The following is a 25,547-nucleotide window of genomic DNA, read 5'->3' as shown; positions in this document are numbered from 1 at the left end:
AATTAAAAAACCGCAAACACGCATAAAACAGGAAGGCAAGGGGTGGGGAGTGTAAACCACACGGGGCTGGTATGGTTTTCAAAAGCTCTTCCTAAATATAGAAAATAGTTTGCTCATCTTACGATTTCGGAATGACCAAATCTTCCTAAAAAAATAAAAATAGATTCTTCGTTTTACTCTGAATCCCTCTCTAGCGCATTTGCGATTCTGAACGAATAGTGAAGAATCTGTACGGTTTTCCTCCCACCGACCCTGTCATCCTTGACCTTCGGTCAAGGAACTGTACGCCAATACCATGATGGGTGTCTTTGATTTTAAAAGTTCGCATTTATCCGAAATGATTCGTTCCTACCAATGACAAGTTTGTTAGATCCACGTTTATGGCAATCCAAACCCATGTTTATTTAGCAGAAGATATATCTAGCCGTCATACATCCCCAGCGGGGATGAATTATTTTAGCAATAGTATTGAACAATATAGGAGTTGCGCAAAACTGATGTTCGATTAATCGAACATCAGGTTTGCGCAACTTTCAGGCTAACGTGCCATGCCAGCTAAAATAATGGAACCCCAAAGGGGTTCTATATGTAAAAAATAAAAGAGCTAATTGATTTTCATTGCCAACAAGCTGTCATCAACTTCCAATAAATTTAGCCCAAATTTTTCTTCTCAGGATGATAGCGGAAAATGGAAAATTAATTGTTTTTTTGCCTATATGGGGCGGGCGTATGCGATACGACCCTACAAAACTTGATTTATATTTATTCGGTAGGCATTCCGCCAATGATCTTGGTCCATCCTCCAATCCCGAACATCCTGGTTCAAACCTTTCAGAATAACAATAAATTACAATTCATTGAATTTTGGAAACCTTGGTGATACCAATTCTTTCCATTCGGGATGTTTTTTGATGAATGCAAACACATACGGACAATAGGGAGAGACTGTTTTTCCAGCATCCTTGATGTGCTGCAATGTTTTTTCTACAATGGCAGCTGCGGCTCCGCTTCCTGCCAATTCAGAAGGAGCTTCGGTATGGATCAGGGCAACGGTACTGCTTGTTTCTTTGTAGTCAATGAAAGTTATATGGCCATCGACATCTAATTCAAATCTGCTTTTTTCTTCGTTCTTAATTAATGGGAGGTTGATAAATTTATCTTTCATACCGAATCAACAAAAATTTAAATGGATAGTTTGTAATCTTTGGTAAAATTAATCCTATCCATTTAAATCTTGATTGATGTATGTTAAGAAATAGTAACCATTTTATTAATCTGCCAAATGGTACAATTCCTCAAATTCCTTTTTGTATTTTTCCAGAATGACCTTACGTTTCATTTTAAGGGTAGGGGTCAGTTCTCCGTTTTCAATGGTGAACTCATCCGAGAGGATGATCGGTTTTTTGATCTGTTCCCAGTTCCCAAAATGTTGGTTGGCCAATTGAACTTCTTTATTGATTTTACGGACTACTTTTGTTTCAGTCAGGAACTGGTCTTTGGGCATTCCTTTTAATTCAGGAGCTTCATTTCGGGACCAATCTTGTAGGTGGGCATAGTTAGGCACAATAAAGGCAGAAGCAAACTTCTGACCATCACCGATCACCATCGCCTGTTCGATGTAATTGGATTCCAATAATTTCTTCTCGATAGGTTGTGGCACCACATACTTACCTCCAGAAATCTTGAACATCTCCTTTTTACGGTCGATGATTTTCAAGAAAACCTCATCTTCCCAAACGCCAATATCACCTGTATGCAACCAACCATCGATAATGGTTTTATCCGTTTCTTCCCTGTTCTTATAATAGCCTTGCATCACATTGGGACCTTTGACCAAGATCTCTCCATCATCCGCCAATTTAATTTCCACATATTTTACAGCTAATCCCACGGTTCCGATACGGATTCCTTTGAGGTAATGGTTTACAGAGATCAAGGGGGAAGCTTCAGTCATGCCGTATCCTTCGTAGAGCGGGATTCCCGCAGCGAGGAATACTCGGGCAAGTTTGGCCTGTAGCGATGCACTTCCCGAAGCAACCGTTTTTAACTCTCCACCTAATGCTTGGTACCACTTATCTAGGACCAGTTTTTTTGCCAACTTTAGCTTGATGTTGTAGCCGAAACTCCTTTTTTCTGGATTTGGGTCGAATTGTTCAGCCACTTCAACAGCCCAGTCAAAGATCTTGCGCTTCATACCGGTCAGTTCCATACCTGTTTTCATGATCTTTTCGTAGACCTTTTCCAAGATCCTCGGAACGGCAGTCATGATATGAGGTTTTACTTCATTGATATTCTGACCGATTTTGTCCAAGGATTCGGCGATATGTACCGTGATCCCAATGTACAGATAAGTATAGATGACCATTCTTTCATAGGCATGGCAAGGTGGAAGGAAAGTCAATGCCCTGTCGTAGGCCTTACAAGGTGTAATCTCTCTTGCTGCTTCCACATTGGAAATAATGTTATGATGGGTCAACATGACCCCTTTCGGCTTTCCTGTGGTGCCTGAAGTATAGATTAGCGTAGCTAAGTCGGTATGTTTGATATTTGCTCTAAGTTCTTCAATTTTAGAATCGGGAATATGGGCACCAACGGTCCTCAATTCATCCCAATTGCGTACATTTTCATTTTTTTCAATGCAGAAAATATACTTTAGGGTATAGATAGAGTCATTTAGTTGGGTCAATCTATGGAATAAGCTTTTATTGCTAACGATGCAGAGCTTAATTTCAGCATCATTGAAAATGAACTGATAATCGGAATCACTGATATTTGGATAGATGGCAACGACAACAGCTCCGATCTGTTGGATAGCGAAATCGACAATATGCCATTCAATGCTACTATCAGCAATCAATCCAACTTTGTCGTTTGGTTTAACACCAAGTTCAAGCAATCCTTTGGAGATCGCGTTCACCTGTTCCAAGAATTCTACAGAAGTCAAGGTTTTCCATTCCCCCTCTTTTTTATGCGCGAACATATTGAGGTCCGGAAAAAGGTTTACCTGCCTTAAGGCAAGATCAAAAAGTCTAAGATTTTCCACCATAACATATAAAAGCCTGTCTTTCAAGTTTATCGACAGGAAGCTTAACCAAGATAACAGAAATGATGGTTAAGAAGTTTTGCAAAAGTATGAAATTGTTGCGTTTAGACTTAATAAATTTGGTTTTCGGTAGTGTAGTTCAGTTCATAATGGCCAGATTGCAAAAATAGTTTCTGAAAATAGTTGTAAATTGCTCATCCAAAGGAACCAATATAAACAGAAAAATAAACATCAGATTTAAGGGACATTCTAGGAGAGGAAGGTTTGGTCTATTGTTTATTTAGTTAAATTTTTTTATTTTCGTTTAAACTAATTTATAATGAATAGCTACGATAATCCCGTCTTAGAGCGATTGCCCAAACATCTTCAAAGATATGTAGTCGAGCAAAATTATGATCGATACTCTGCCTTAGATCAGGCGATTTGGCGATATGTGATGCGGCAGAACTATGCCTACCTGAAGGACATTGCGTATTACCCTTATATACCAGGGTTGACAAAGGCTGGATTGACGATCGAACGTATCCCTAACTTGCAATCCATGAATGATAGCCTAAAGAAAATAGGCTGGGGGGCAGTAACGGTTGATGGATTTATACCGCCAGCAGCATTCATGGAATTCCAAGCACATTGTGTGTTGGTCATTGCAGCAGACATTAGACAGATTGAACATATTACCTATACACCAGCTCCAGATATTATTCATGAGTCTTCCGGTCATGCACCTATCATAGGTGAACCTGAATATGCCGCCTATTTACAGCATTTCGGTGAGGTTGGATCCAAAGCCATGAGTTCAGGTAAAGATTTTGAGCTGTATGAGGCTATCAGGGCCTTATCCATTGTCAAAGAAAGAGAAGATGCCACTGAAGAAGAAGTACAAGCAGCAACGGATCGTTTTGACGCCATTTCAAGTAATATGGGTGAGCCTTCAGAAATGGCTTTACTGAGCAGGTTGCATTGGTGGACGGTGGAATATGGATTGATCGGAACGGTAAAAGATCATAAAATATATGGCGCAGGTTTGCTTTCTTCCATTGGTGAAAGTGCAAGTTGTATGCAACCGGACGTCAAAAAACTGCCTTATGATATCGATACCCTCCAGTTTTCATATGATATTACCAAGCCGCAACCTCAATTATTTGTAACGCCTGATTTTAAACATGCTTACGAGGTACTGGATGAATTTTCAAAAACTATGGCTTTTCGTGTGGGGGGGCAGGAAGCGATGGAAAAAGCCATTGACAGCAGTAATACCTGCACGGTAGAGCTGAGTTCTGGTTTACAGGTTTCAGGAGTATTTACATCCATGTTTTTGGGGGAGGAACTGATTGCAATTAAAACTACAGGGCCAACCGCATTGGCTTATAAAAATCTGGAATTGAAAGGTCATGGAAAGCATTACCATAAAGATGGATTTAGTTCTCCGATTGGATTATTGATAGGAAAGCGATTGCCATTGGAACAATGTAGAGCAGAAGATTTAGAGGGCCTAGGATTGATTGAAGGCATGCCAGGATCATTATATTTTAAATCTGGAATATTGGTATCAGGGAATGTAAGATCCTTTGTGTTCAATGAAGATGGCTTGCTGCTGCTCGTTAGTTTTGAGGAATGCACGGTCGTCCATGAACCTACTGGTCAAGTTTTATTCCAGCCTGAATGGGGTATCTATGACATGGCTGTAGGAAGCTCGGTTAAATCTGTGTATGCAGGGGCTGCTGATAAATTTGCATTTGATCCTGACATCAATATTTCAGAAATTAAAACTGAAAAGCAAAATTGGACCGATGAACAAAAAGATCTCCATGAAATTTACGGGCAAATCAGGGAATTAAGAGAAGGGCAGGGAAAAGAAAGGGCCTTATCAGTATTGGTTCAAGAGCTGTTGGAAGGATTCCCTAACGATTGGTTAGCCATGGTCGAGCTCTATGAATTAGCGATCCACGAAGGGCAGATTGAATTAGAAGATAGTTTAAGGTTTATTTTAAAGGAAAAGGCCAGGAAAAACCCTGACCTTGAAAAGTTAATATCTGATGGAATAAGGCTTGCACAGACCCAACCAATTAATTTGGAATTAATGTACCAGTAGGACTTGCCAAGCTTTTTCTATTTGCTCTTCATCCAATAATCTGGCAGCATATCGCTGCAGCTCATTATTCAATTGGGTTTGGTCCTGTTCCCACATACTTTTTAAGGTATGGATCTGTTCATCCTCCAAGATGTCATTTTCAAATGATGGGATCGCTTCTATATTAGCGAGGAGACCTAATTGGTTTCCTGTCAATATAGAGGAATTGCGGATATGTTCTGGTAATTGATCTACTCCGATCCCTAATTTCCGTAGCGGTTTTGGAACCTCAAAAAGGTTTTCTTTCGTCACTCGGCAGTACCAGTCCCCACCCAATCGTGCCACAAGATCTAGGGCTGCTTGGTCCATTTGATCATTTTCGTCCAATAGGTAACTTTTTATATGCATATTGACCACTTCAGCAATAACTAAATTTCCTGTTCCTCCACCTTCTTGGATGGTGATAATCTCTCTGACCTTACACTCCAATTGGACTGGTGATTCAGCTACCCTAGGTGGTTTGACCAATCCTGAGGGTAAAGCGGTAAATCCAGATTTGTCAAACTCATTGATTTCTTTTGCGTACTCCGTACTGGCTAAGGACTGCTGTTGTACCATATCATAATTTACGATATTGATAACGACTTCAGGAACTTCACGGATATTTTCCAAGGTGTGTTTATCTTTTCCGTCACGGACCCGGGTAAGCGGTGAAAACACACAAATGGGCGGGTTCTGGGACATGAAATTGAAATAGCTGAATGGGCTTAGATTTACATTTCCTGCTTTATCTATGGTTGAGGCAAAGCAAATCGGCCTTGGCGCCACTGCGTATTTTATTAAGCTATCGAAAACTGATCCGTGGGTTTCTTGGTTGAATGTCTTTGTTTCGTTGAACTGCATATATATCGTATTAATTATTGATTATTCAGAAAGGTCCTCTTGGTAGATGATGTTTTCAAGTTTCCCCAAACCTGTTACCTCCATACTGATTCTATCATTTGGTTGGATCCAGATTTCTTGATAAGCTTGGTCCTTACGCTTTCCAGTACCGTTAATTTCTAATAGGCAACCCGTTCCAACCGTTCCAGAACCTATAATATCACCAGGAAAGAGGGTCACGCCATAAGATGCCCGTTCGATAATTTCAGCAAAGGTCCAGTTCATGCTGGCAAGGCTACCTTCAGAAACCAGCCGGTCATTGATCCAACATTTCATTTTAAGGTCATAGGCATTTCCTGTATGCCCTGGCAAAGGTGCTGTTCTGTATTGCTCCAGTTCATCGAGGGTAACCAGATAAGGACCAAAGGTACTGGCGAAATCTTTTCCTTTTGCTGGTCCCAGGTTGAGCTTCATTTCCTGCATCTGCAAATTTCTGGCACTGAGGTCATTTAAGATGGTGAAACCAGCTATATATTGATCAGCATCGGATGCTTTGATATTTCTACCCTTTTTAAGGATGACAATGGCCACCTCCAATTCAAAGTCCATTTTTTCAAAATGGCGGGGCATGCAATATACGGGTCCAGGACCTTGAATGGCTTGGTGATTGGAAAAGTAGAACACGGGGAATTGGTCGAATTCGGGTATCATTTCCAATCCACGGTTCAGACGGGAAGTTTCTACATGTTGTCTAAATGCATAGGCATCCCGAAAGGAGGTTGGATTGGGAAGGGGGGCGATCATGGTAATTTCCGAAAAACTTACGCCCTCATTTTGAAAATCTTTTATCTTTTTGAATTCTTGTAGCTCCTTATTTGCTAAATCAAGTCCTTCTTGCCCGAGCTGAAGCAATGCTAAGCAGGAATTGGGAAGTTTGTTAGATATCATATGGCTAGGAAAAACGAGGTTTTCAATAACAAAACCAAGCTGTTCTTTGCCATTTTCCAAGTATGTTACAATTTTCATAATGATTTTTTGAATACTCTGCTTATTTATTTATAAAGGTTATAATTTTTCTGTGACGGAAAATTAAATTTCATAATACCATATTTATTTTCCCAATCTTTATGTAAATATAAAATTATAAAGGGTATATTTGAAATAATACATACCAATATGAACATAAGCAACATAAAGCCAAAAAACCTCCCAAAAGGTTTAATGCCCTATATCAAGGCATTGATAGCTGATGTTGTTTTCGCGCAGTACTAATACCAAATTTAATTCTTTTTCAAAGTGATATCTAGCCAGAGGCTATGTAATTCAATCATATTATAATCATTTTTTAAACTTATTATTATGCCACTTTATCATCAATTGGGTAAGATTCCCCCAAAAAGACATACAGTTTTCAGAAAAGACAATGGAGAATTGTTTTCTGAGGAACTAGTATCCACCCATGGGTTTTCAAGTGTTTATTCCTTGGTGTATCATTGCTATCCACCGACCATTGTCAAGGAGATTAGGGAGCCTTATGATGTGAACCCTAAAATTGCCCGGGACAAGCATTTGAAACATACCAGCTTGAGAGGATTTCAGGTCAAACCTAAGGCCGATTTTTTAGAGAGTAGGACCCCAGTTCTGGTCAACTCCGATCTACATATTTCTTTAGCTGCTCCACAGAAATCTATGGACAGTTATTTTTACAAGAACTCCCAAGCAGACGAGGTAATCTTTATCCATGAAGGTTCTGGAACGTTGAGGACCGGCTACGGCGAGATTCCATTTGCTTACGGTGATTATTTAGTGATTCCTAGAGGGGTAATCTACCAGATTGATTTTGATGCTGATAAAAATCGACTGTTTATCGTTGAATCCTTTGAACCTATTCGAACTCCAAAACGATATAGAAATGAATTTGGGCAATTGATGGAGCATTCCCCATTTTGTGAAAGAGATATCCGCAGGCCACAGAACCTGAAAACATTTGATGAAAAGGGAGATTTCGAAATCAAGATCAAGAAACAAGGATTGATTTATCCTTATATCTACGGGACACATCCTTTTGATTTTGTAGGTTGGGATGGCTACCATTATCCATGGGCCTTTTCCATTCATGATTTCATGCCGATTACCGGGATGTTGCATCAACCCCCTCCAGTCCATCAGACCTTTGAAACAAATTCCTTTGTTTTATGCAGTTTCTGCCCTAGGATGTACGATTATCATCCTGATTCCATTCCTGCGCCATATAACCATAGCAATGTAGATTCCGATGAGGTCCTCTATTATGTAGATGGAGATTTCATGAGCAGAAAATCTGTAGAACGCGGACAGATTACCTTACACCCTGGTGGAATTCCGCATGGACCACATCCTGGAACAGTGGAAAAAAGTATTGGTCAGACCAAAACAGAAGAACTCGCCGTAATGATCGATCCTTTTAGGCCTTTGATGTTAACAGAGGAAGCCTTGGAAATTGAAGATCAGGACTATTATAAATCATGGATAAACTAACCAATCAATAAAAATATTATGACACAAACATTCGCAGAGAAGATAGCAAAGGCTCAGGATTTTTTGCCTATCAATGGAACGGATTATATTGAATTTTATGTGGGTAATGCCAAGCAAGCGGCCCATTTCTATAAAACGGCATTCGGATTTCAATCGGAGGCCTACGCAGGTCCCGAAACTGGTGTTAGGGATAGAGCATCTTATGTATTGAAGCAGAACAAGATCCGTATTATCCTGACTACCGCCTTGAAATCCGATAGCCCTATTTCTGAACATGTTAAAAAGCATGGGGACGGTGTGAAGATATTGGCATTATGGGTTGATGATGCTGAAAAATCACTGCAAGAAACGAAAAAACGCGGTGCAAAGGTTTATCAGGAATTGGAGGTCAAGGAAGATGAATTCGGGGAAGTACGGACAGCTGGAATCTATACCTATGGGGAAACGGTACACATGTTTGTTGAACGGAAGAACTATTCAGGACCATTTATGCCGGGGTATGTCAAGTGGGAGAGCGATTATAATCCTGAAGAAACTGGCTTGTTATATGTAGACCATTGTGTTGGAAATGTGGGCTGGGACCGTATGAATGAAACCGTGGAATGGTACCAGGATGTTATGGGATTTGTAAACATCCTTTCTTTTGATGACAAACAGATCAATACAGAATATTCTGCATTGATGAGTAAAGTCATGAGCAATGGAAATGGTTATGTGAAATTTCCGATCAATGAACCTGCAGAAGGGAAGAAGAAATCCCAGATCGAAGAATACTTAGAGTTTTATGAGGGCGAAGGTGTTCAGCATGCTGCCCTGGCAACGCATGATATAATGAAAACGGTAAAAGCATTAAAGGAAAGAGGCGTTGAGTTTTTAGGAGCTCCACCAGAGGCCTATTATGATATGCTTTCAGAAAGGGTAGGCGAAATTGATGAGGAGATCAAGGCTATCCAAGATTTAGGGATATTGGTTGACCGTGATGAAGAGGGCTATTTGTTGCAGATCTTTACCAAGCCGGTGGAGGATCGCCCGACCTTGTTCTTTGAAATCATTCAGCGTAAAGGGGCCCAAAGCTTTGGGGCTGGAAATTTTAAGGCGCTGTTTGAGGCGATTGAAAGAGAACAAGAAAAAAGAGGTAACCTATAAGATTTCAATTTAATGAACCTATTGATTATGAAAGAATTATTGCAGGAGTTTGAGCAGAAACAACCTGAGATTGTTTTTGAATGGAAAGATACTGAAACTGAAGCAGAAGGCTGGGTTGTGATCAATTCCTTGAGAGGTGGAGCAGCCGGAGGTGGTACAAGGATGCGTTCGGGATTGGACAGGAATGAAGTTGAATCCTTGGCAAAGACAATGGAAGTGAAGTTCACGGTTTCTGGACCTGCAATTGGAGGGGCAAAATCAGGGATTAATTTTGATCCTGCAGACCCAAGAAAACATGGTGTATTGGAACGCTGGTTTAAAGTGGTAACTCCTCTGTTGAAGAATTATTATGGCACTGGCGGTGATCTGAACGTGGATGAAATCCATGATGTCATCCCATTGACGGAGCAATTTGGCTTATGGCATCCTCAAGAGGGTGTCCTGAATGGTCATTTTGATATTCGGGAGAATGGACGTATCCATCAGATTGGGCAATTGAGATATGGAGTTTCCAAGGTATTGGAAGACTCACACTATAGCCCTGACCTGAAAAGGAAATTTAAGGTTGCTGATATGATTACGGGTTTCGGCGTAGCAGAATCGGTTAGCCATTATTATGATTTATTTGAGGGTCATGTTTCTGGAAAAAGTCCCATCATCCAAGGTTGGGGCAATGTAGCAGCTTCTGCTGCATTTTATCTGAGCAAAAAAGGGGTGAAAGTTGTTGGTATCATCGATCGGGTAGGAGGTTTGATTAAAGAAGAGGGTTTTTCCGAAGAGGAAATCCAATCTTTGTTATTATCCCGAAACGGAAATTCACTTTTTGCCGAAGATATGATTCCATTTGAGGAGGTCAATTCCAAAATTTGGGGTATTCCTGCTGAAATCTTTATCCCTGCGGCAGCTTCAAGATTGGTTTCTAAGGAACAGATCCAGCAGATGATCGATAACAGTCTGGAGGTAATTGCTTCTGGCGCCAATGTTCCTTTTGCAGATCGTGAGATTTTTTATGGCCCTGTAATGGAATATGCCGATCAACATGTTGCAGTGATCCCAGACTTTGTTGCCAATTGTGGCATGGCAAGGGTCTTTGCCTACCTGATGCAGCCTAATATTGAGATCAGCGATGACTCCCTGTTTCAGGATGTTTCAGATGTTATCCGAAAAGCATTGGAGCAGATCCATAGCTATAACCCTGAAACTAAAATAAACATTTCCTCAAGAGCTTATGAATTAGCCTTGAGGCAATTGCTATAGTTGATGAATAGTAAATAATTGTCGGCCAGCAAAGTATTTTTGCTGGCTTTTTTGTTTTTTGATAGATTTTGCGGGGCCATTTTTTTTGAGAGAATAGGTGGTTTTAATAATTGTCCGTTGGCAAATTGTAGAGAAAATAAATAAGTAATGATCTATGAAAAAGAAATTATAACGTTGGTTTGAACCAGGATGGAAGGGATAAGAGGATGGACCAAGAACTGGAAATGAACCAGGATGAAACGGATAAGAGGATAGACCAAGAACTGGATATGAACCAGGATAGGGATCAGCTCCGCTCACCCACCGGATGGACCATGATTTTGATTAACTTGACGTTGGAAAGTCCCTAATGCTGTAGGGGCGAATAGCATTCGCCCGCCGCATATATTCCAATAATCATTTACCCAAATGGGTGAATACCACCATTTCTCATTGCTGCAAATTTTCTAAAATACGCTTCGGCCAATTTATGATGGCTTTTCGCAGCAGCCACAACACATGAAAAGAATGTCTTGATGTCGAGGAAGCCGATCCCAACGCTCCAGGCAACGGCATTCTTTCCATTTTTCCGCCAATTGAAATGAGCCGGTAGCTAATGGGCTTCCTTCGGAAGAATGGTTGTTTGTTTTGTGAATCCCCAGAGGGGGGGGAATCTTTGTAGAAATTGGATGTGTGTAATGGCCAACCCACAGCGTGGGTAAAATGTTTTTCAATAGTTCTTGATAAAGTAAGAAAACGGTTCGTTCGCTGTGCTCACGATGACAGCGATCCTAAAAAACAAAAAATAGATTCTTCGTTTCACTCTGAATCCCTCTTTAGCGAATTTTGATTCTGAACGATCGGTGAAGAATCTGTACGGTTCTCTACTACTAAGGCATGTCATGCTGCACCGAAGGTCCAGGAACTTTCCGCCAGCCAATGCAATCTTTATTGATTTATTATTAGATAATGTTTGTAATGTTCCGAGATGTTTCGTGCCTCAACATGACAGTAAGGCAAAAAGTGCAGGAGCAGTAAGCTAATTCAATCTTATTTGTATGGTTCCGAGATTTTTCCTTCGTCAGGACGACAGGAAGGGGGGAAACGGAAGGTGCAGGAACTGTACGCCGATGCAATCCCCAATATCTTAATCGAAAAGGTCTGTAATATTCCGAGATTCTTCCTTCGTCAGGACGACAGGAAGGGGAAACCGAAGGTGCAGGAGCAGTACGCCAATGCAATCTTTATTGATTTGTTAATTTTTTTCTGGGTATTTGCCTTAGGAGATTACACCTCTTCCCTTCGTGTCCTGATATATTCTTCAATAATAGGGAGGTCGGCATTTGCCCAATCGAAACGGAACAATTCAGTTCTATCAACCCAGATTACCTGTTCATGTTCATTGGCTTTCAGTTTGCCACTTTTAATGGAACAAATAAAAGGGTAAAGGGTTAAAGAGAAGTCGGGATAATGGTATTCTACTTTTGTGAGGGGTTCATGGATCTGTATGTTCAGATTGATCTCTTCTAAAACTTCCCTAACCAGGCATTCTTCCAGGGTTTCACCTTCTTCCAATTTTCCTCCTGGAAACTCCCATTTTAGAGGCAATTTCATTTTTGCGGATCGCTGACAGATCAATATCTGTTGATCTTTTTCTATTAAGGCACAAGCAACATGTATCATCAGAGTAAATATACTAAAATGAGACGGAAAGCATACACATTTTAGGGAAAGTCCTTTAAAGAATTTTAAAGAAAAGAACAGTTTATAATTAGATTATAAAATTTTAACTAATTGTAAACATGAGCTGATTAGATTTATAGAAATTATCGCATTGTTTTTTTATAGTATGCCAAAAAGAATAGTTGTAAACCTTAAGAATATAAGTCCCCTACGATACTGGAAGGAGCTTTTGGGAATTCTCATTATTTTATTGGCCTTCGTTTTCTTTCGGGATCAGCGGAAGGAAATAGAACAGATCATGCCGCTATTACAAAACTGTAATATCTATTGGGTAATAGCTGGTGTTTTACTGACTTTATTTTTTATTCTGATGGAAGGCTATATGTATGTGGCCAGTTTTAGAGCGATGAGCCTCAAGATCAGTATCAAAGTTGCCTTGGAACTTTTCTTGAAAAGGAATCTTTTGAGTGTTTTTTTGCCAGCCGGAGGAATCTCTTCTTTGGCTTATAATACCACTCAATTGAGAAGGATGAACCTCAATAAGACCCAAATCCACCAGACCAGCATCCTTTATGGTTATCTTGCCTTGTTTTCGGTCTTTTTACTTGCCATTCCAATTTTGTTATATAGCCTATGGAAGAGTGATCAGGTCGGCAATTTGTTGGTCCCCTTCCTCATATTGGCTTTAATTTTAGCTGTTTCATTTTATGTTTTTTATTGCATTAGGTATAGAACGAGGCTTTATCAACTTTTAGAAAGAAGGTTTCCGAATACCGTTATTCAGATTTCAAATCTCTTTTCAAGTGAAGTGGACAAAAGGTACCTGCTTTTATCCTTGTTCTTTTCTGTTCTGGTCGAATTTTGTGGGATCTTCCATATTTTGATAGCCATGAAAGCTTTAGGCCTGCCACTTTCTTTTGAAGCGGCTATTTTAGGTTATATCATTTCAACTTTATTGATGATTGTATCGCCATTTTTGCGAGGATTAGGAGCTGTTGAGCTATCCATGTTTTTAATTTTTAAGAAATTTGGATATAGCCAAGAAGCAGGTCTCGGAATTACCCTTCTGTATAGGGTGTTTGAGTTTTGGTTGCCGCTCTTATTTGGATTTATTTCCTTTTCCATGAAAGGGGCACAATTGATTACCCGAATTGGTCCTTCAGTGATGATTTTCTTGTTGGGGATTCTCAATATCATATCGGTCTTATTACCTCCAATTGCTGATAGGTTACATTTAGAAAAGTTTTACTTTCCTGCAGAGACCTTGTCAATTTCTAAACTGCTTGTTTTAATTATTGGAATTGGCCTATTGGTGAGTTCCACCTATTTGTTAAAGGGTTATAGGACGGCGTATTGGTTTGCTAGCATATTCTGTATTTTATCGTTGTTTGGTCACTTGATAAAGGGCATTGACTATGAGGAGTCCATTGTTGCGGCCATTACATTGCTCTTTTTGATCTATAATCGAAAAGAATACCGCATTCAGGCCAATATCTATTGGGTCCGGATCGGGATATTATCCTTTCTGGTTTCATTTCTGGCGGTTCTGTTTTTTGAAACCATTAGCTTTTATATTATTGATAAAAGGCATTTTGGGATAGACTTTAGCTGGAAGGAATCTTTTTTATATGCCTTGAATGGTTTTTTATTGTTTTCCGATGCTGGCTTGGAACCAAAGACAAATTTTGGCCGGGAGTTTCTCCATATCATCCATGTTCTGGGTTTTGCATGTTGGATCTTGTTTTTCTATACGATCCTCCAATCGAAGAAGTATATAGCAAAGGACCATGGGCAGGATGAGAAAGCGATGGCTAAAATGCTTTTAGATAAGTTTGTAAATTCATCCTTGGATTATTTTAAGATCTCCAAGGAAAAGGAGCTTTATTTTTCGGATTTGGCTTTGGGTTTTGTTTCCTATCGGGTTGCCAATAAATATGCTGTAGTATTGGACGAGCCAGTCTGTCATTGGACAGATAAGGTAAATATTATCCAGGAATTTGATCAGTACTGCCGTAAGCAGGGGCTAAAGAGCATTTACTTTAGGGTTTCAGAAGATAATTTGTTCAATTTCCAGTATCTGCGAAAGAAGAAATTGCTTATTGGAATTGAAGGGATCATAGATGTATCTCAATTTAATTTAAATGGGAAATCAAGGAAGTCCCTTCGAAACGGATTGAACTTTTTGGAGAAGAATGGCTACCATGCATTGATCCATCATGCGCCACACAGCGAGAAGTTTATCACTGAATTAAGATCGGTATCAGATGAATGGTTATTAGGAAATAATCGGAGCGAGGTGATCTTTTCGCAAGGGCAGTTTGACAATGAGATCTTACGTTCATTAGATATGATCTGCATTCATGATAAAGATGGAAATGTAGTTTCCTTTTTAAACATCGTTCCAGATTATGCAATGGATGAATGCACTTATGACCTCTTTAGGAAAAAAATGGATGCTCCAAGTGCCTGTATGGACGGATTGATCGTTAAGCTTATTGAATATGCCAAGTCACAGGATTATCGATATATTAATTTGGGAATGGTGCCTTTGGTAGGGATTGAAGAGCCAGATACTGCTGCAGAGCATATCATGCATTTCGTTTCGAATACTTTTCCACGATACCGTAAATACAAAAATCAAAAGGACTTTAAGGATAAATATTCCAATAAATGGGAGAAAAGATACCTTCTTTTTGACCATGACTTTGATCTATTGCAATTACCGGCAGTCATGAAGAAAGTAATGAGCATAAAGCAATGCTCCTGATCAGTGTAAAAATGGAATTTTAATTAAATGTCCAAACATCTAATTAAAATTTTAAAAATAGCATCTATTTGATGGTATGCTACGTCATAATTGGTAAAAAAAATTATATTTACGTAAATGCCCGAATAGTTACCATTGTTCTTCGTAAATAAATTAATTCAAGGCATCTATATCTATGATTATTTAACTGAGGTTCAGTGCATGAGAAAGAAAATTTCAATATTTTATTGGATTGTTTTTATAAGCTTAATGTTTCATGGTTTTGTTACAAAAGGTCAGGACAAAACAGATAGTTTGGTTAATTATTCTCATGATGAATTATTGGATAAAGCTTACCTAACCCGTTCCACGGTTTATTTAGAATATTTAGAGAAAAAGAAGTTGACTACCGATCAACAGAAAGAAGTCTACACTTGGTTTTTTTATCTTATGGCCGGGAATGGTGACTTGGATGGTACCTTAAAATATCTAAATAAGCTTGATTCCATTTCTGTTGCAACAAAAGATCCAGTGAATCAATTTGTTGCAAAAATGGGGATTGCCGAGGTGTATTATAAGAAGTCTGATTATGCAAAAAGTAAAGAAGCATTTTTGCAGGCCCAAAAATTCATAGATGATTATCCTCCTGGCATCGAACGTGTACTGGCCAATGCGGAATACAATTACTTCTACTATCTGAGTGGGAACTTTGATGTATATAACCATGAATTGGAAAAACTGATAGGGGAACTCCAAAAGTTGAAAAATGACCGTTTGCCCGAAGAGGAAAAAAGCTTTCATTTAAATGCAATCGCAACTCTTTCCGTGAACCTAGCATGTGGCTATATCCTGAAAGAAGATTTCAGTAATGCTGAAAAGAACCTGAAGTTGGTAGAAGATATCTATTCTGAAAACTTTAAGGGAGATACCACCACTACCTTTGTCCATGAGATCTTGGTAAAAGGTAAATACCATTTCTTTAAAAAGGAATTTGATCAGGCCATTCCATTTTTTAAAGAAGTGATAGATATCAATGAACGAAAGGATTTCAAGGAATATGCCTACATGGCCAAAGTCTTTCTGGGCATGATCTATTATCAATTGGAAGATTATCAAACTTCTCTTAATTACTTGGAAGATGCCATCCAAAACCACATGCTTGTCGCTGATTACATCAAATATGAAATGGAATCCTATAGATATGCCTATTTGGCGAGCAAACAGCTGGGGGATACAGAGAAATCGCTGATGTATTCAGGCCTGTTTATGGAGCAAGATCAAGCGCTAAATGATAATAAAAGGTCCAATTTCATCAATACATTTATCAATAATCTGGAGGTTGGCAAATTGCAGAAAGATATATCTGCAAAAGACAGCACCAATTTTATGTTGAGGTATATCCTTTTTGGATTAGCTGTTCTGATTGCAGGTTTGGCCATTATCTTGGTTTACCAAATGAAGGAAAACAAGAAGAACAAACAAAAGATTTCTGATTACCTGGAGCAGCTAAATAAAGATAAAAAGAATAAGGAGGAGGTTGCTAACCGAAAAAAGGAAACCGTTGATCAAGAGCCAAATGCTAGCTCCCAGACCAAGGAGATGGATGAAAAAACTAGCAGAATATTGGACAAGCTAGAGGATTTTGAGGAAGGAGAACTATTTGTTGACAGCAAAATGAGTTTGGCGTTTTTAGCGAGTTATCTAGAAACAAATACCATCACCCTTTCTAAAATAATCAATACCTATAAAGAAATGAATTTCAATGATTATATCAACGGTCTGAGGATCCGATATATAATTGAAAGAATCAAGAACGAACCAAAATTTGAGCAGTACAAGATTTCATATTTGGCAGAGGTCAGTGGATTCTCATCCCATAGTATATTCAGTAAAGCGTTTAAAAAAAGTACTGGAGTTACTCCATCCCAATTTTTGGACTATCTGAAAGAAGAAACCAATAAATAGCGTTTTTCAGCTATTTCTATCTGTTTCATTTATATAAATTCGACAACCCTTCACTCGGACAAGTAAAAACAGGAGCTTACTTTTGGGTAATTCACCATGGATTGATTTATCTAAAGGAAAGCATGTTCAAATCATTATTCAGGAAAAAGATTCAGGTACCTAGTCATGATGAAAATTGGCAGGTTTATTTTTCTAGGATCAATAACCAGGTTACCTCTGTCATCGTAGATATCAATGTAGCTGAAATTGCCCCTATAAATTCCTTATCGGAAGTTTTTTATCTGATTATCCCATTTGACTATGCCAATGAGGAAGGCTTGCCGACCATAGAAAGTTATAAGCTAATCAATGAAGTTGAAGATAAGATTTCGGATTTGATCGTACGTTATGGAGAGAATATGTTGCATGTCTCAACCTTGACCATGAATTCAGAACGATTACAGATGTATTATTGTCATAAGGTAGAAAATAGCAAAGCCTTTCTTTCACAATTAGACAAGGATTTTGGTGAAAAATTAACCTATCAAATTGACCATAGACATGATCCCAATTGGAGTGATTATTTCAATTTGGCTTATCCATTGCCATTCCAGATGGAAATGATCAAGAACAGAATTGTGCTGAGGCAGTTGACCGAAGCAGGGGATGACCTTAAAGAATCCAGGAATGTCCATCATTACCTAGATTTCAGGGAAGAAAAGGATATGGATGAGTTTCTCCAATTTGCGGAAAGCGAACGCTTTGTTCTCTTTTTGAAAGAAAAACGGGATGAATTATGGAAATTAGGGATATCCAGGCAAGACTATGTAAGCTATGAACAGATTGACGAATTATGTCTTCCGATATGGGAGAAAGCTAAATCCTTCAATGGAATCTATAGTGGCTGGGAATCAGAGGTAATCAGAACAAAAAATCAATAAGAACTAGACGCAACATATATGTTTATTTATTTTAAGAAAATTGAAGAGGCGAGTTTTTCAGCGGATCATTTGCAAAATCCTGTGAATCCGGGAAATCAAATGATTTTGGTGTTTTATAGATCATATTTTTCTACCGCATTCTATACTGGTTATTCCAAGAATGCTGCTCCTAGTTATTATGATCGTGTAACCGATAAGTTTATCCCAAAGCGGAAATGGTCCGATGGGATGAAAAGCTATGTAAAGGAATGTGAACCACATATACGTCAGGCCCCCTTCCGACTGAAGCCAACGATTTTTGGTTATATCTTTATTCTAGCTTTTATTGGATTTTTTGCTTATTTAGTATATGATACGGTGAAGCCGAATCCATACCAGCAAGAGCGAGTTTCCAAGTTATCCGAACCTATGCATGGCGGAGATTTGTATTTTGGCAGGTTTACGGAAAAGAACCCGGGTACAGGCGCTCCAAAAAGTTCGGGTTTTAGTTGGTTTAAGGTAATGGATGCAGGTGAAGGAAGCTTGTTGATAGCTAAAGGAAGGGAAAAAAGTACTACTGCTAAAACTTCTATGGAAATGAATAGTACGGATTTTGACACGGAGACTGTGCCAATGAAATTAATAGGACAGGAAAGCTATCAAATCGACCTGGTTTCTGAAGACGGTAGTTTTGAAGTTAGTTTGACCGAGAAAAAATAATATATGGGAATAAAAGAGGGTATAACTGCAAAAAAGGTGATCAAGATATTTATTATTTGCATTATTGTTGGCTTCTTTCTGTTTGTACTTGCTATAATTCAGACCGTTAAGACCAAGTCTACCAACATCAGTAAAAAAGCACCATATAAGGAGGTTTTGGGCAAGGAATTGGTTACTAATAGACCAGTGCGATTGTTTATGGAGCAAACCCCTACAAAAAAGGATTATCCTTATGCGATGTCTGATACCAATCAATCTTCTTGGAAGTCCTATACAGCTATGTTGCAAGCCGAAGAACCTGTCATCAAACTGAGCGATTCGGTTGAGGCCAATGCCAAGTTAGTTTTTGATAAAGCTGTCATGTATACCAATGGGGTTTCTGGTTCATCTTATCCCAGACTGTTTGGGACCTTGACGAGTTCAGATGGAAAAACCTATAAGGTTGAATTTCGATGGGGGGAATATGATTACAATTATCCCTGGAAAGTCAGTCAAAAAGGCTATTTGTTTGAATTGGCTCCTTGGCAAAATGAAAAAGATACAGCCCACTATTATTTGCCAAATGCAGAATGGTGGTAGGTTAGGAGATTTAAGACATAAGACACAAGAGCTTTAGTAATCTAATGCCTTTTATCCAAAAGGCTGATTAGATGAATTAAAGAGAATCGAACAGAATCTTGCTATTATTCAGAGTTGGAAGTGAGAAAATAGAAGGTTTACACTTCTTAGGTCTTATGCCTATGGTCTTATTTCTCTAATAAATGTTTAATCTTAGGGAATATCAGTTTAAACCAGAAGGTATAGTCTTGAGGGTTTTCCTTGAGGTCATTTTCGATTTTAGCAACACTGCTATATTTTAGAGCTTGAACTTCATCTGGATTTGGGTTTGGGATATCCTCATTGAAATTACCGATGAAGATATGGTCAAATTCATTTTCCCAAAGGCCATTTTCTAGGTGTTCTTCATAGCTCAGCTGGAAAACCTCTTTGATGTCTATGTGGATTCCCAGTTCTTCAAAAGTTCGTCTCTTGGCAGCTTCTATTGTTGTCTCATTAGGTCGAGGATGTCCGCAGCAGCTGTTGGTCCATAGTCCGGGGCTGTGGTATTTTGAATCCGCACGTTGTTGTAATATCAGATTACCTTGATCGTCCAAAAGGAATACAGAGAAAGCACGGTGTTTTCGGTTTTGAAGGTGAGCCTCTTGTTTTTCCATTTGGCCAATTTCATTGTCCTGTTGATCTACCAATATCACAAATTCTTCTACAGTCATAGTCTAGATTTAGGGTATTCTCCTAAAATAAGGAATTATGGCTATTTAACCTAAAAATCCTGAGGAAGATCTGCGATAAACTGATCTATGACTGATTCAGCTGTTGCCCAGGAGGTCACTATCCGTACCACGGCCTTATCACCATCTAACTTCTGCCAAACATAGAATTCATATTTTTTATGGAGTTCTTTTATGGCGGAATATGGAAGGATAGGGAAGATTTGGTTGCTAACGGGTTTGCTAGAGAACTCAAAGCCTCTGGATTGGAATGCATCAGCTATTTTAGCGGCCATTCGGTTGGCATGTTTTCCTAGGTCAAAAAACAGGTTATCTTCAAACAGTGCGTAGAATTGTGCCCCTAAGATTCGACCTTTAGCCATTAGAGCTCCTTTTTGCTTGATATAGTAATCGAAACCATGAGCGAGTTCTTTGTTTTTGAATACAATGGCTTCACCTAATAATCCGGCATTTTTTGTTGCCCCGATGTAGAATACATCTGCAAGAATTGCTAAATCTTCGATGTTCAGGTCAGCATAGGCTGAAGTCAGTGCAGTAGCCAGCCTAGCACCGTCTACAAATAATATCAATCCATTTGATTTACAGAATGAGGAGATTTCTTCCAATTCTGCTTTGCTGTAGATGCTTCCGATTTCTGTGCACTGCGAAATATAGACCATAGCAGGTTTGACCATATGGTTGTCGGTATGGTAATCTAGGGCAGCTTGTATTCCCTGAATGGAAATTTTACCATCTTTGTTGGGGATACAATTGATTTTGTGTCCTGTATTTTCAATGGCACCCGTTTCATGGACCTCAATATGTCCGGTATCGGCAGCAATCACGGATTCGTATGGTTTAAGGAGATGGCTAATGACCAGCATGTTTGCTTGGGTACCTCCAGAAACAAAATAGATCTCAGCATCTGGATTGTTGATTCTTTTTTTGATGAAAGATTTTGCCTTTAGGCTGAGATTATCTTCCCCATAACCGGCTTCCTGATCAAGATTGGTTTGGGATAGAAGGTTTAATATATTGGGGTGAGCACCCTCACTATAATCGTTTTTGAAGCTTATTTTAGATTGCATGTGTAAATATAATCGTTTTCGCAATCGGATGGAATAAAATAGAAAAAGGATTGATCAAATTGACCAATCCCTTTGTGGTTGTATAATTATTCGTTTATTTTCCAAACATTCCAGCAAGGCTATCCAAGATGTTGCCTTTAGCACTATTGTCGTTTTTCTGGTCGAAAAACTGTCCAACTAAATCACCTAAACCACCAGCAATATTAGGTTGTGATGAGCTAGCAGTGCTAGAACCACCGCCTCCTAATACGCTTCCGATCAAATCACCGATTCCGCCTCCTGAAGCACCGGCATTTGACGTGCCACCTCCAAGGATGCTTCCTAAAAGGTCTCCAATCCCTCCGCCGCCAGTTCCAGCGTCAGCTTGTTTCTTTTTACCTAGATAACCCATTACCAAAGGAGCCAATAGCGCTAAAATGCCACCGATTTTCCCCATGCTAATTCCTGATTTTTCAGAAAGGGATTGTTTTACCGTATCGGTGTTGCGACCAAAGATGTGATTTACAATTTTATCTTCATCTTCTGTTGGTCCTTGATTAAATAATCCTGCTAGGTTATCGAATATCCCCCCAGAGTGGTTATCCAATGCTTTTTGTATGCCTTGAGCTTGTTCAGGCCCCTTTTGCGCATTGTAATTCAAGGCAGACATCATCAATGGGATAGCTGCAGAAACAACCCATTGGGTTTGGTTTTTATCAAGTCCTAATTTTTCTGATATTCCTTCAGTAGCTTGTGAACCAATGCTTCCTGAAATTAAGTCACTAATGTTCATATTGTAGATTGTTATTGTTTATAAATGTTATTTTTATAACTCAAATATATTGCCAATTTTACTAGTATGAAAAAAATATGTTCAAACATCTTTGCACTTACGGTTCTTTTGTTCTATGGTTGCAATAACCCATCGAAAAATGAAGAAGGAGTGCAAGTCGAAGACGTGAAATTATCCCTTGAATTAGCACAGCAAATTTATGCCATGCCGACCCATTGTATTGAGGTGGAGTATCCCAATAAGTTAGGCCAAGTCTTGGGGTCAGGAGCTGATCTTAAATCGCCCAAATCCCTTCGGCCTGTCTTTTATGGATGTTTTGACTGGCATTCCTCTGTACATGGTTATTGGTCAGTAATAAAATTGCTGAAGGCTTTTCCTGAACTAGATAAAGAAGGGAATATGAGGAAAGTGTTGAATAGCCATATTACGCCTGAGAATGTGCAAACTGAAATTGCTTTTTTCAATGACAAGAACAATTTAGGGTTTGAAAGGACTTATGGTTGGGCTTGGCTGTTCAAGTTGCAAGAAGAACTGGCAAATTGGGAAGATGAGGATGGGCAGCGCTGGAAAGTGGCTTTACAGCCATTAGTGGATCTTTTGGTCAAGCGATATATCGAATATCTCCCAAAATTGGTATACCCAATTAGGGCGGGACAACATGATAATTCGGCCTTTAGTTTATCGCTTTCTTTGGATTATGCCAATTCCGTAGGGGATGAGGCCTTTAAGAAATCCATTCAAGAAAACTCATTGCGTTTGTTCCAAAACGATAAGATTTGTGATCTGGCCTATGAACCGAGTGGATATGATTTTCTTTCCCCATGTTTAGAAGAAGCTTATTTGATGAGTAAATTGATGGAAAAGAATGAGTATTTAACGTGGTTGAAAGGATTTATGCCAGGATTGTTTGACCCTTCCTTTGAATTGAAACCCGCAATAGTTAAGGATAGGACGGACGGTAAATTGGTTCATTTGGATGGTTTGAATTATAGTCGAGCCGCATGTCTTTCCGGCATCAGTAAAATCGATGGAAGTTTGCAGCATTTAAAAGGCAATGCTATTGAACATTTTAACTTCTCCATAGTTAACTTAAGTGCTGAAGACGACTATATGGGAAGCCATTGGCTAGGAACGTTCGCACTGTACGCGATAGGGAGGTTTTAGGGATAGTATTGAGATGTGAGATATGAGTATTGAGATATTAATCGTACTAACTTATTTTTATAGTATTGAGATGTGAGATATGAGTATTGGGATATCAACCGTACTTACTCATTTTTATAGTATTGAGATTTGAGTACAAAGGTATTAACCTTTATATCTCAAATCTCAAATCTCAAATCTCAAATCTCCTAACTTAACATAAAGGAATTAATTTATTTTCAGATAGTTTCACTGGGACACTTTGGATCTGGGTAAAGCCGTCTTCCGTACTGATTATGGCTGACAGATCGATTCCGCGATTGGATAGTGCGGAAATCAATGCAGTCCTAAAAGCTGTTTTGTTTGCACCCCAATTGGATTTTACCAAATCATTGTTCAATACAACTAATTCGTTGGTGGAATAGTGGTGGAATTTCTCCACTAGGTGCTGGTGTAAGGGTTTTGTTGTGTTCGACATACAATTAATGTTTAAAGGGTTTAACCATAATTGCATTCAGAGGCGTCTTAAAAGACTTTGCAATATTCGTTTATTTTGGCTTGTCGCCCGTATCGATTTACCACCGCGGTGTCTCTCACTCGGTTGGTATTGCATCTGCAATTCTGAATACTCTACAAACTTAGTAGATTATATTTTAATATGCAAGTGTCAATTAAAATTTTCTATAATTCTTTTCTCAGGCGGGCAACAGGGATATTCATGGCCTCGCGATATTTTGCAACTGTCCTACGGGCAATGGAATAGCCTTTTTCTTTTAAAATCTCTGTTAGTTTCTCATCTGCCAGAGGTTTTCTCTTATCCTCATTGGCGATGCATTCTTCCAAGATTTTCTTGACTTCCTTGTTGGAAACCTCTTCACCGGACTCAGTCTGAATGGCTTCAGAGAAGAAAGATTTTAAAAGGAAAGTGCCAAATTCGGTTTGGACATACTTGGAATTCGCTACACGGGAAACCGTTGAAATGTCCATTTCGATCTTGTCGGCAATATCCTTCAAGATCATAGGTTTCAGCATTCTGTCATCACCAGTTAGGAAATAGTCATATTGATATTCCATAATGGCATTCATGGTTTTCAACAAAGTCTGCTGTCTTTGTTTGATGGCGTCGATAAACCATTTTGCAGAGTCCAGTTTCTGTTTAACAAACTGAACGGCCTCACGCATTTTCTTGTCGTTCTTTTCGGCTTTTTCGTAATGTTCAAACATTTCCTGGTAGGAGCGGGACACACGAAGCTCTGGTGCGTTCCTGCCATTTAAGGTCAGGTGCAGGACACCGTCGTTGTTGGAGATATGGAAATCTGGGATAATCTGCAATTGCTTACCAGCAACAGCTCCTGAATCGCCTGGTTTTGGATTCAGTTTTAAGATTTCGTTTACAATTTCTTTAAGCTCTTCGGAGTTTACTCCCAATTGCTTTTCGATTTTGTCGTAATGTTTTTTGGTGAATTCATCCAAGTAGTTCTCTACAACCAATTGGGCCTGTTGAATTATTGGATTATTTTGATCTTTCTTACGAAGTTGTATGCTCAAGCATTCCTGAAGATTTCTGGCGCCAATTCCCGCTGGGTCAAAGGTTTGAACAATTTTCAGCATCTCTTCAACCTCATCTTCTTCAACGATGACATTTTGGGAAAAGGCTAGGTCGTCGATCAGAGAAAGGATAGGTCGGCGCAGATAACCATCATCATCCAAGGAACCGATGATTTGTTGGCCTAGTACATAATCTTTATCAGAAAGGGCAAGTAAGTCAAGCTGATTTTGAAGATTTTCAAAGAAGGAATCTTGGACTGCGATAGGGATTTCTTTTTTACCATCCTCATCATCATGGTCATAACCTCCACCGTAATCTTTATAGTCGTCTTCCTGGATATATTCATCTACGCTGAATTCGTCATCATAGCTATTGTCTTCCATGTTGAAGTCGTCATCCGGATCTTTGTCTGGGTATTCTTCGACAGGGTCGTTCATGTTGGTCAAACTACCATCTTCCAAGGCTGGATTCTCTTCAAGTTCTTCTTTGATACGGGCATCTAATGATACAGTAGGTACCTGAAGCAATTTTATGAATTGAATTTGTTGCGGTGAAAGTTTCTGTAATAATTTTTGTTGTAGTGTTTGCTTTAACATGTCCCCGATAAATAAGTCAGGTAAAAATAGGGAATAATATTCAATAAGATAAAATTGTTGTAAACAAAAGAGAATTTAGGAACAGTTTTTGCTATTATAAGTCTCGGAAAAACAGCCTAGTTAAAAACCAAAAATTTCATTTGTTAAATTTCGTTAATTTTCATTTCAAGGTTCATTTTTGGGCGAATTGATATGATTTTTTCCAAAGTTTTGTTCATATTTA

The 25,547-nt window shown here is 39.0% G+C and carries 21 protein-coding genes and 1 riboswitch; of the genes, 11 read left to right on the top strand and 10 right to left on the bottom strand.

The window, feature by feature from the left end; all coding sequences use genetic code 11:
• Window positions 1–847: 847 nt before the first annotated feature.
• Complete coding sequence (locus tag NLF99_RS09050; protein ID WP_254527841.1) at window positions 848–1,165, bottom strand: GNAT family N-acetyltransferase; 318 nt, start codon at window positions 1,163–1,165, stop codon at window positions 848–850.
• 105 nt (window positions 1,166–1,270) lie between these two features.
• Window positions 1,271–3,046: a long-chain fatty acid--CoA ligase gene (locus NLF99_RS09045; RefSeq protein ID WP_254527839.1), complete on the bottom strand. Its 1,776-nt coding sequence runs from the start codon at window positions 3,044–3,046 to the stop codon at window positions 1,271–1,273.
• Between the two features lie 316 nt (window positions 3,047–3,362).
• Here NLF99_RS09045 and NLF99_RS09040 point away from each other — a divergent pair, with 316 nt between their 5' ends.
• Window positions 3,363–5,135 carry an aromatic amino acid hydroxylase gene (locus tag NLF99_RS09040; RefSeq protein ID WP_185218391.1) on the top strand — a complete coding sequence of 591 codons (1,773 nt, stop codon included), beginning with the start codon at window positions 3,363–3,365 and terminating at the stop codon, window positions 5,133–5,135.
• Here the strand turns inward: NLF99_RS09040 and NLF99_RS09035 are convergent.
• Together NLF99_RS09035 and NLF99_RS09030 are read right to left on the bottom strand one after the other, a co-directional pair.
• The gene (locus NLF99_RS09035) at window positions 5,121–6,017 is read right to left on the bottom strand and encodes a flavin reductase family protein (protein WP_185218390.1); all 897 of its coding nucleotides are present in this window, start codon (window positions 6,015–6,017) and stop codon (window positions 5,121–5,123) included. The two genes, NLF99_RS09040 and NLF99_RS09035, sit on opposite strands and share 15 nt — an antisense overlap.
• A 21-nt stretch (window positions 6,018–6,038) precedes the next feature.
• Entirely contained in the window at window positions 6,039–7,022 is a 984-nt protein-coding gene (locus tag NLF99_RS09030; RefSeq protein WP_254527837.1) for a fumarylacetoacetate hydrolase family protein, read from the bottom strand.
• Window positions 7,023–7,355: 333 nt separating this feature from the next.
• Between NLF99_RS09030 and NLF99_RS09025 the strand changes: the two genes are divergently transcribed.
• The 4 genes from NLF99_RS09025 (at window position 7,356) to NLF99_RS09010 (ending at window position 11,266) form a co-directional block, all read left to right on the top strand.
• Window positions 7,356–8,513, top strand: a complete 1,158-nt coding sequence (locus tag NLF99_RS09025) for a homogentisate 1,2-dioxygenase (protein WP_254527834.1) — start codon at window positions 7,356–7,358, stop codon at window positions 8,511–8,513.
• 18 nt (window positions 8,514–8,531) lie between these two features.
• On the top strand, window positions 8,532–9,659 hold the full coding sequence (gene hppD / locus NLF99_RS09020) for a 4-hydroxyphenylpyruvate dioxygenase (protein WP_214648506.1): 1,128 nt from the start codon (window positions 8,532–8,534) through the stop codon (window positions 9,657–9,659).
• Window positions 9,660–9,686: 27 nt separating this feature from the next.
• Window positions 9,687–10,916 (top strand): Glu/Leu/Phe/Val dehydrogenase dimerization domain-containing protein, encoded by a 1,230-nt coding sequence (locus tag NLF99_RS09015; protein WP_254527832.1) that lies wholly within the window; start codon window positions 9,687–9,689, stop codon window positions 10,914–10,916.
• 179 nt (window positions 10,917–11,095) lie between these two features.
• Window positions 11,096–11,266: a hypothetical protein gene (locus NLF99_RS09010; RefSeq protein WP_254527830.1), complete on the top strand. Its 171-nt coding sequence runs from the start codon at window positions 11,096–11,098 to the stop codon at window positions 11,264–11,266.
• 916 nt (window positions 11,267–12,182) lie between these two features.
• On the opposite strand, the gene NLF99_RS09005 is transcribed toward NLF99_RS09010, so the two are convergent.
• Entirely contained in the window at window positions 12,183–12,578 is a 396-nt protein-coding gene (locus NLF99_RS09005) for a (deoxy)nucleoside triphosphate pyrophosphohydrolase (RefSeq protein WP_185213702.1), read from the bottom strand.
• 166 nt (window positions 12,579–12,744) lie between these two features.
• Here NLF99_RS09005 and NLF99_RS09000 point away from each other — a divergent pair, with 166 nt between their 5' ends.
• From NLF99_RS09000 to NLF99_RS08980, 5 genes are all read left to right on the top strand, one after another.
• Entirely contained in the window at window positions 12,745–15,345 is a 2,601-nt protein-coding gene (locus NLF99_RS09000) for a phosphatidylglycerol lysyltransferase domain-containing protein (RefSeq protein WP_254527828.1), read from the top strand.
• Between the two features lie 294 nt (window positions 15,346–15,639).
• Entirely contained in the window at window positions 15,640–17,289 is a 1,650-nt protein-coding gene (locus NLF99_RS08995; RefSeq protein ID WP_254527822.1) for a helix-turn-helix domain-containing protein, read from the top strand.
• 122 nt (window positions 17,290–17,411) lie between these two features.
• Window positions 17,412–18,209, top strand: coding sequence for a DUF695 domain-containing protein (locus NLF99_RS08990; protein ID WP_185218384.1), 798 nt, complete (start codon window positions 17,412–17,414; stop codon window positions 18,207–18,209).
• Between the two features lie 18 nt (window positions 18,210–18,227).
• Complete coding sequence (locus NLF99_RS08985) at window positions 18,228–18,908, top strand: hypothetical protein (RefSeq protein ID WP_254527820.1); 681 nt, start codon at window positions 18,228–18,230, stop codon at window positions 18,906–18,908.
• Between the two features lie 3 nt (window positions 18,909–18,911).
• Window positions 18,912–19,487, top strand: coding sequence for a hypothetical protein (locus NLF99_RS08980; RefSeq protein ID WP_254527818.1), 576 nt, complete (start codon window positions 18,912–18,914; stop codon window positions 19,485–19,487).
• A gap of 167 nt (window positions 19,488–19,654) precedes the next feature.
• Here the strand turns inward: NLF99_RS08980 and idi are convergent, their stop codons facing one another.
• From idi to NLF99_RS08965, 3 genes are all read right to left on the bottom strand, one after another.
• Window positions 19,655–20,179 carry an isopentenyl-diphosphate Delta-isomerase gene (gene idi, locus NLF99_RS08975; RefSeq protein ID WP_254527816.1) on the bottom strand — a complete coding sequence of 175 codons (525 nt, stop codon included), beginning with the start codon at window positions 20,177–20,179 and terminating at the stop codon, window positions 19,655–19,657.
• A gap of 50 nt (window positions 20,180–20,229) precedes the next feature.
• Window positions 20,230–21,264: a low specificity L-threonine aldolase gene (locus NLF99_RS08970; protein ID WP_254527814.1), complete on the bottom strand. Its 1,035-nt coding sequence runs from the start codon at window positions 21,262–21,264 to the stop codon at window positions 20,230–20,232.
• A 94-nt stretch (window positions 21,265–21,358) separates the two neighbouring features.
• Window positions 21,359–22,036 (bottom strand): DUF937 domain-containing protein, encoded by a 678-nt coding sequence (locus tag NLF99_RS08965; protein WP_254527812.1) that lies wholly within the window; start codon window positions 22,034–22,036, stop codon window positions 21,359–21,361.
• A gap of 66 nt (window positions 22,037–22,102) precedes the next feature.
• On the opposite strand from NLF99_RS08965, the gene NLF99_RS08960 reads away from it, so the two are divergent.
• A complete protein-coding gene (locus NLF99_RS08960; protein ID WP_254527811.1) occupies window positions 22,103–23,200 on the top strand; it encodes a DUF2891 domain-containing protein in 1,098 nt (365 codons plus the stop codon).
• A 193-nt stretch (window positions 23,201–23,393) separates the two neighbouring features.
• Here NLF99_RS08960 and NLF99_RS08955 read toward each other — a convergent pair whose 3' ends face one another.
• Together NLF99_RS08955 and rpoN are read right to left on the bottom strand one after the other, a co-directional pair.
• Complete coding sequence (locus NLF99_RS08955; protein WP_185218377.1) at window positions 23,394–23,657, bottom strand: 5-oxoprolinase; 264 nt, start codon at window positions 23,655–23,657, stop codon at window positions 23,394–23,396.
• A gap of 61 nt (window positions 23,658–23,718) precedes the next feature.
• Window positions 23,719–23,813, bottom strand: a riboswitch (SAM-I-IV-variant riboswitch).
• A gap of 47 nt (window positions 23,814–23,860) precedes the next feature.
• Window positions 23,861–25,324, bottom strand: coding sequence for an RNA polymerase factor sigma-54 (gene rpoN, locus NLF99_RS08950; RefSeq protein WP_185213712.1), 1,464 nt, complete (start codon window positions 25,322–25,324; stop codon window positions 23,861–23,863).
• Window positions 25,325–25,547 lie beyond the last annotated feature (223 nt).

Source organism: Sphingobacterium sp. LZ11T8 (genome assembly GCF_024261425.1).
Lineage (GTDB): Bacteria > Bacteroidota > Bacteroidia > Sphingobacteriales > Sphingobacteriaceae > Sphingobacterium.
Note: the sequence above shows the minus strand (reverse complement) of the source record. Positions and strands in the feature narration are given on the sequence as shown.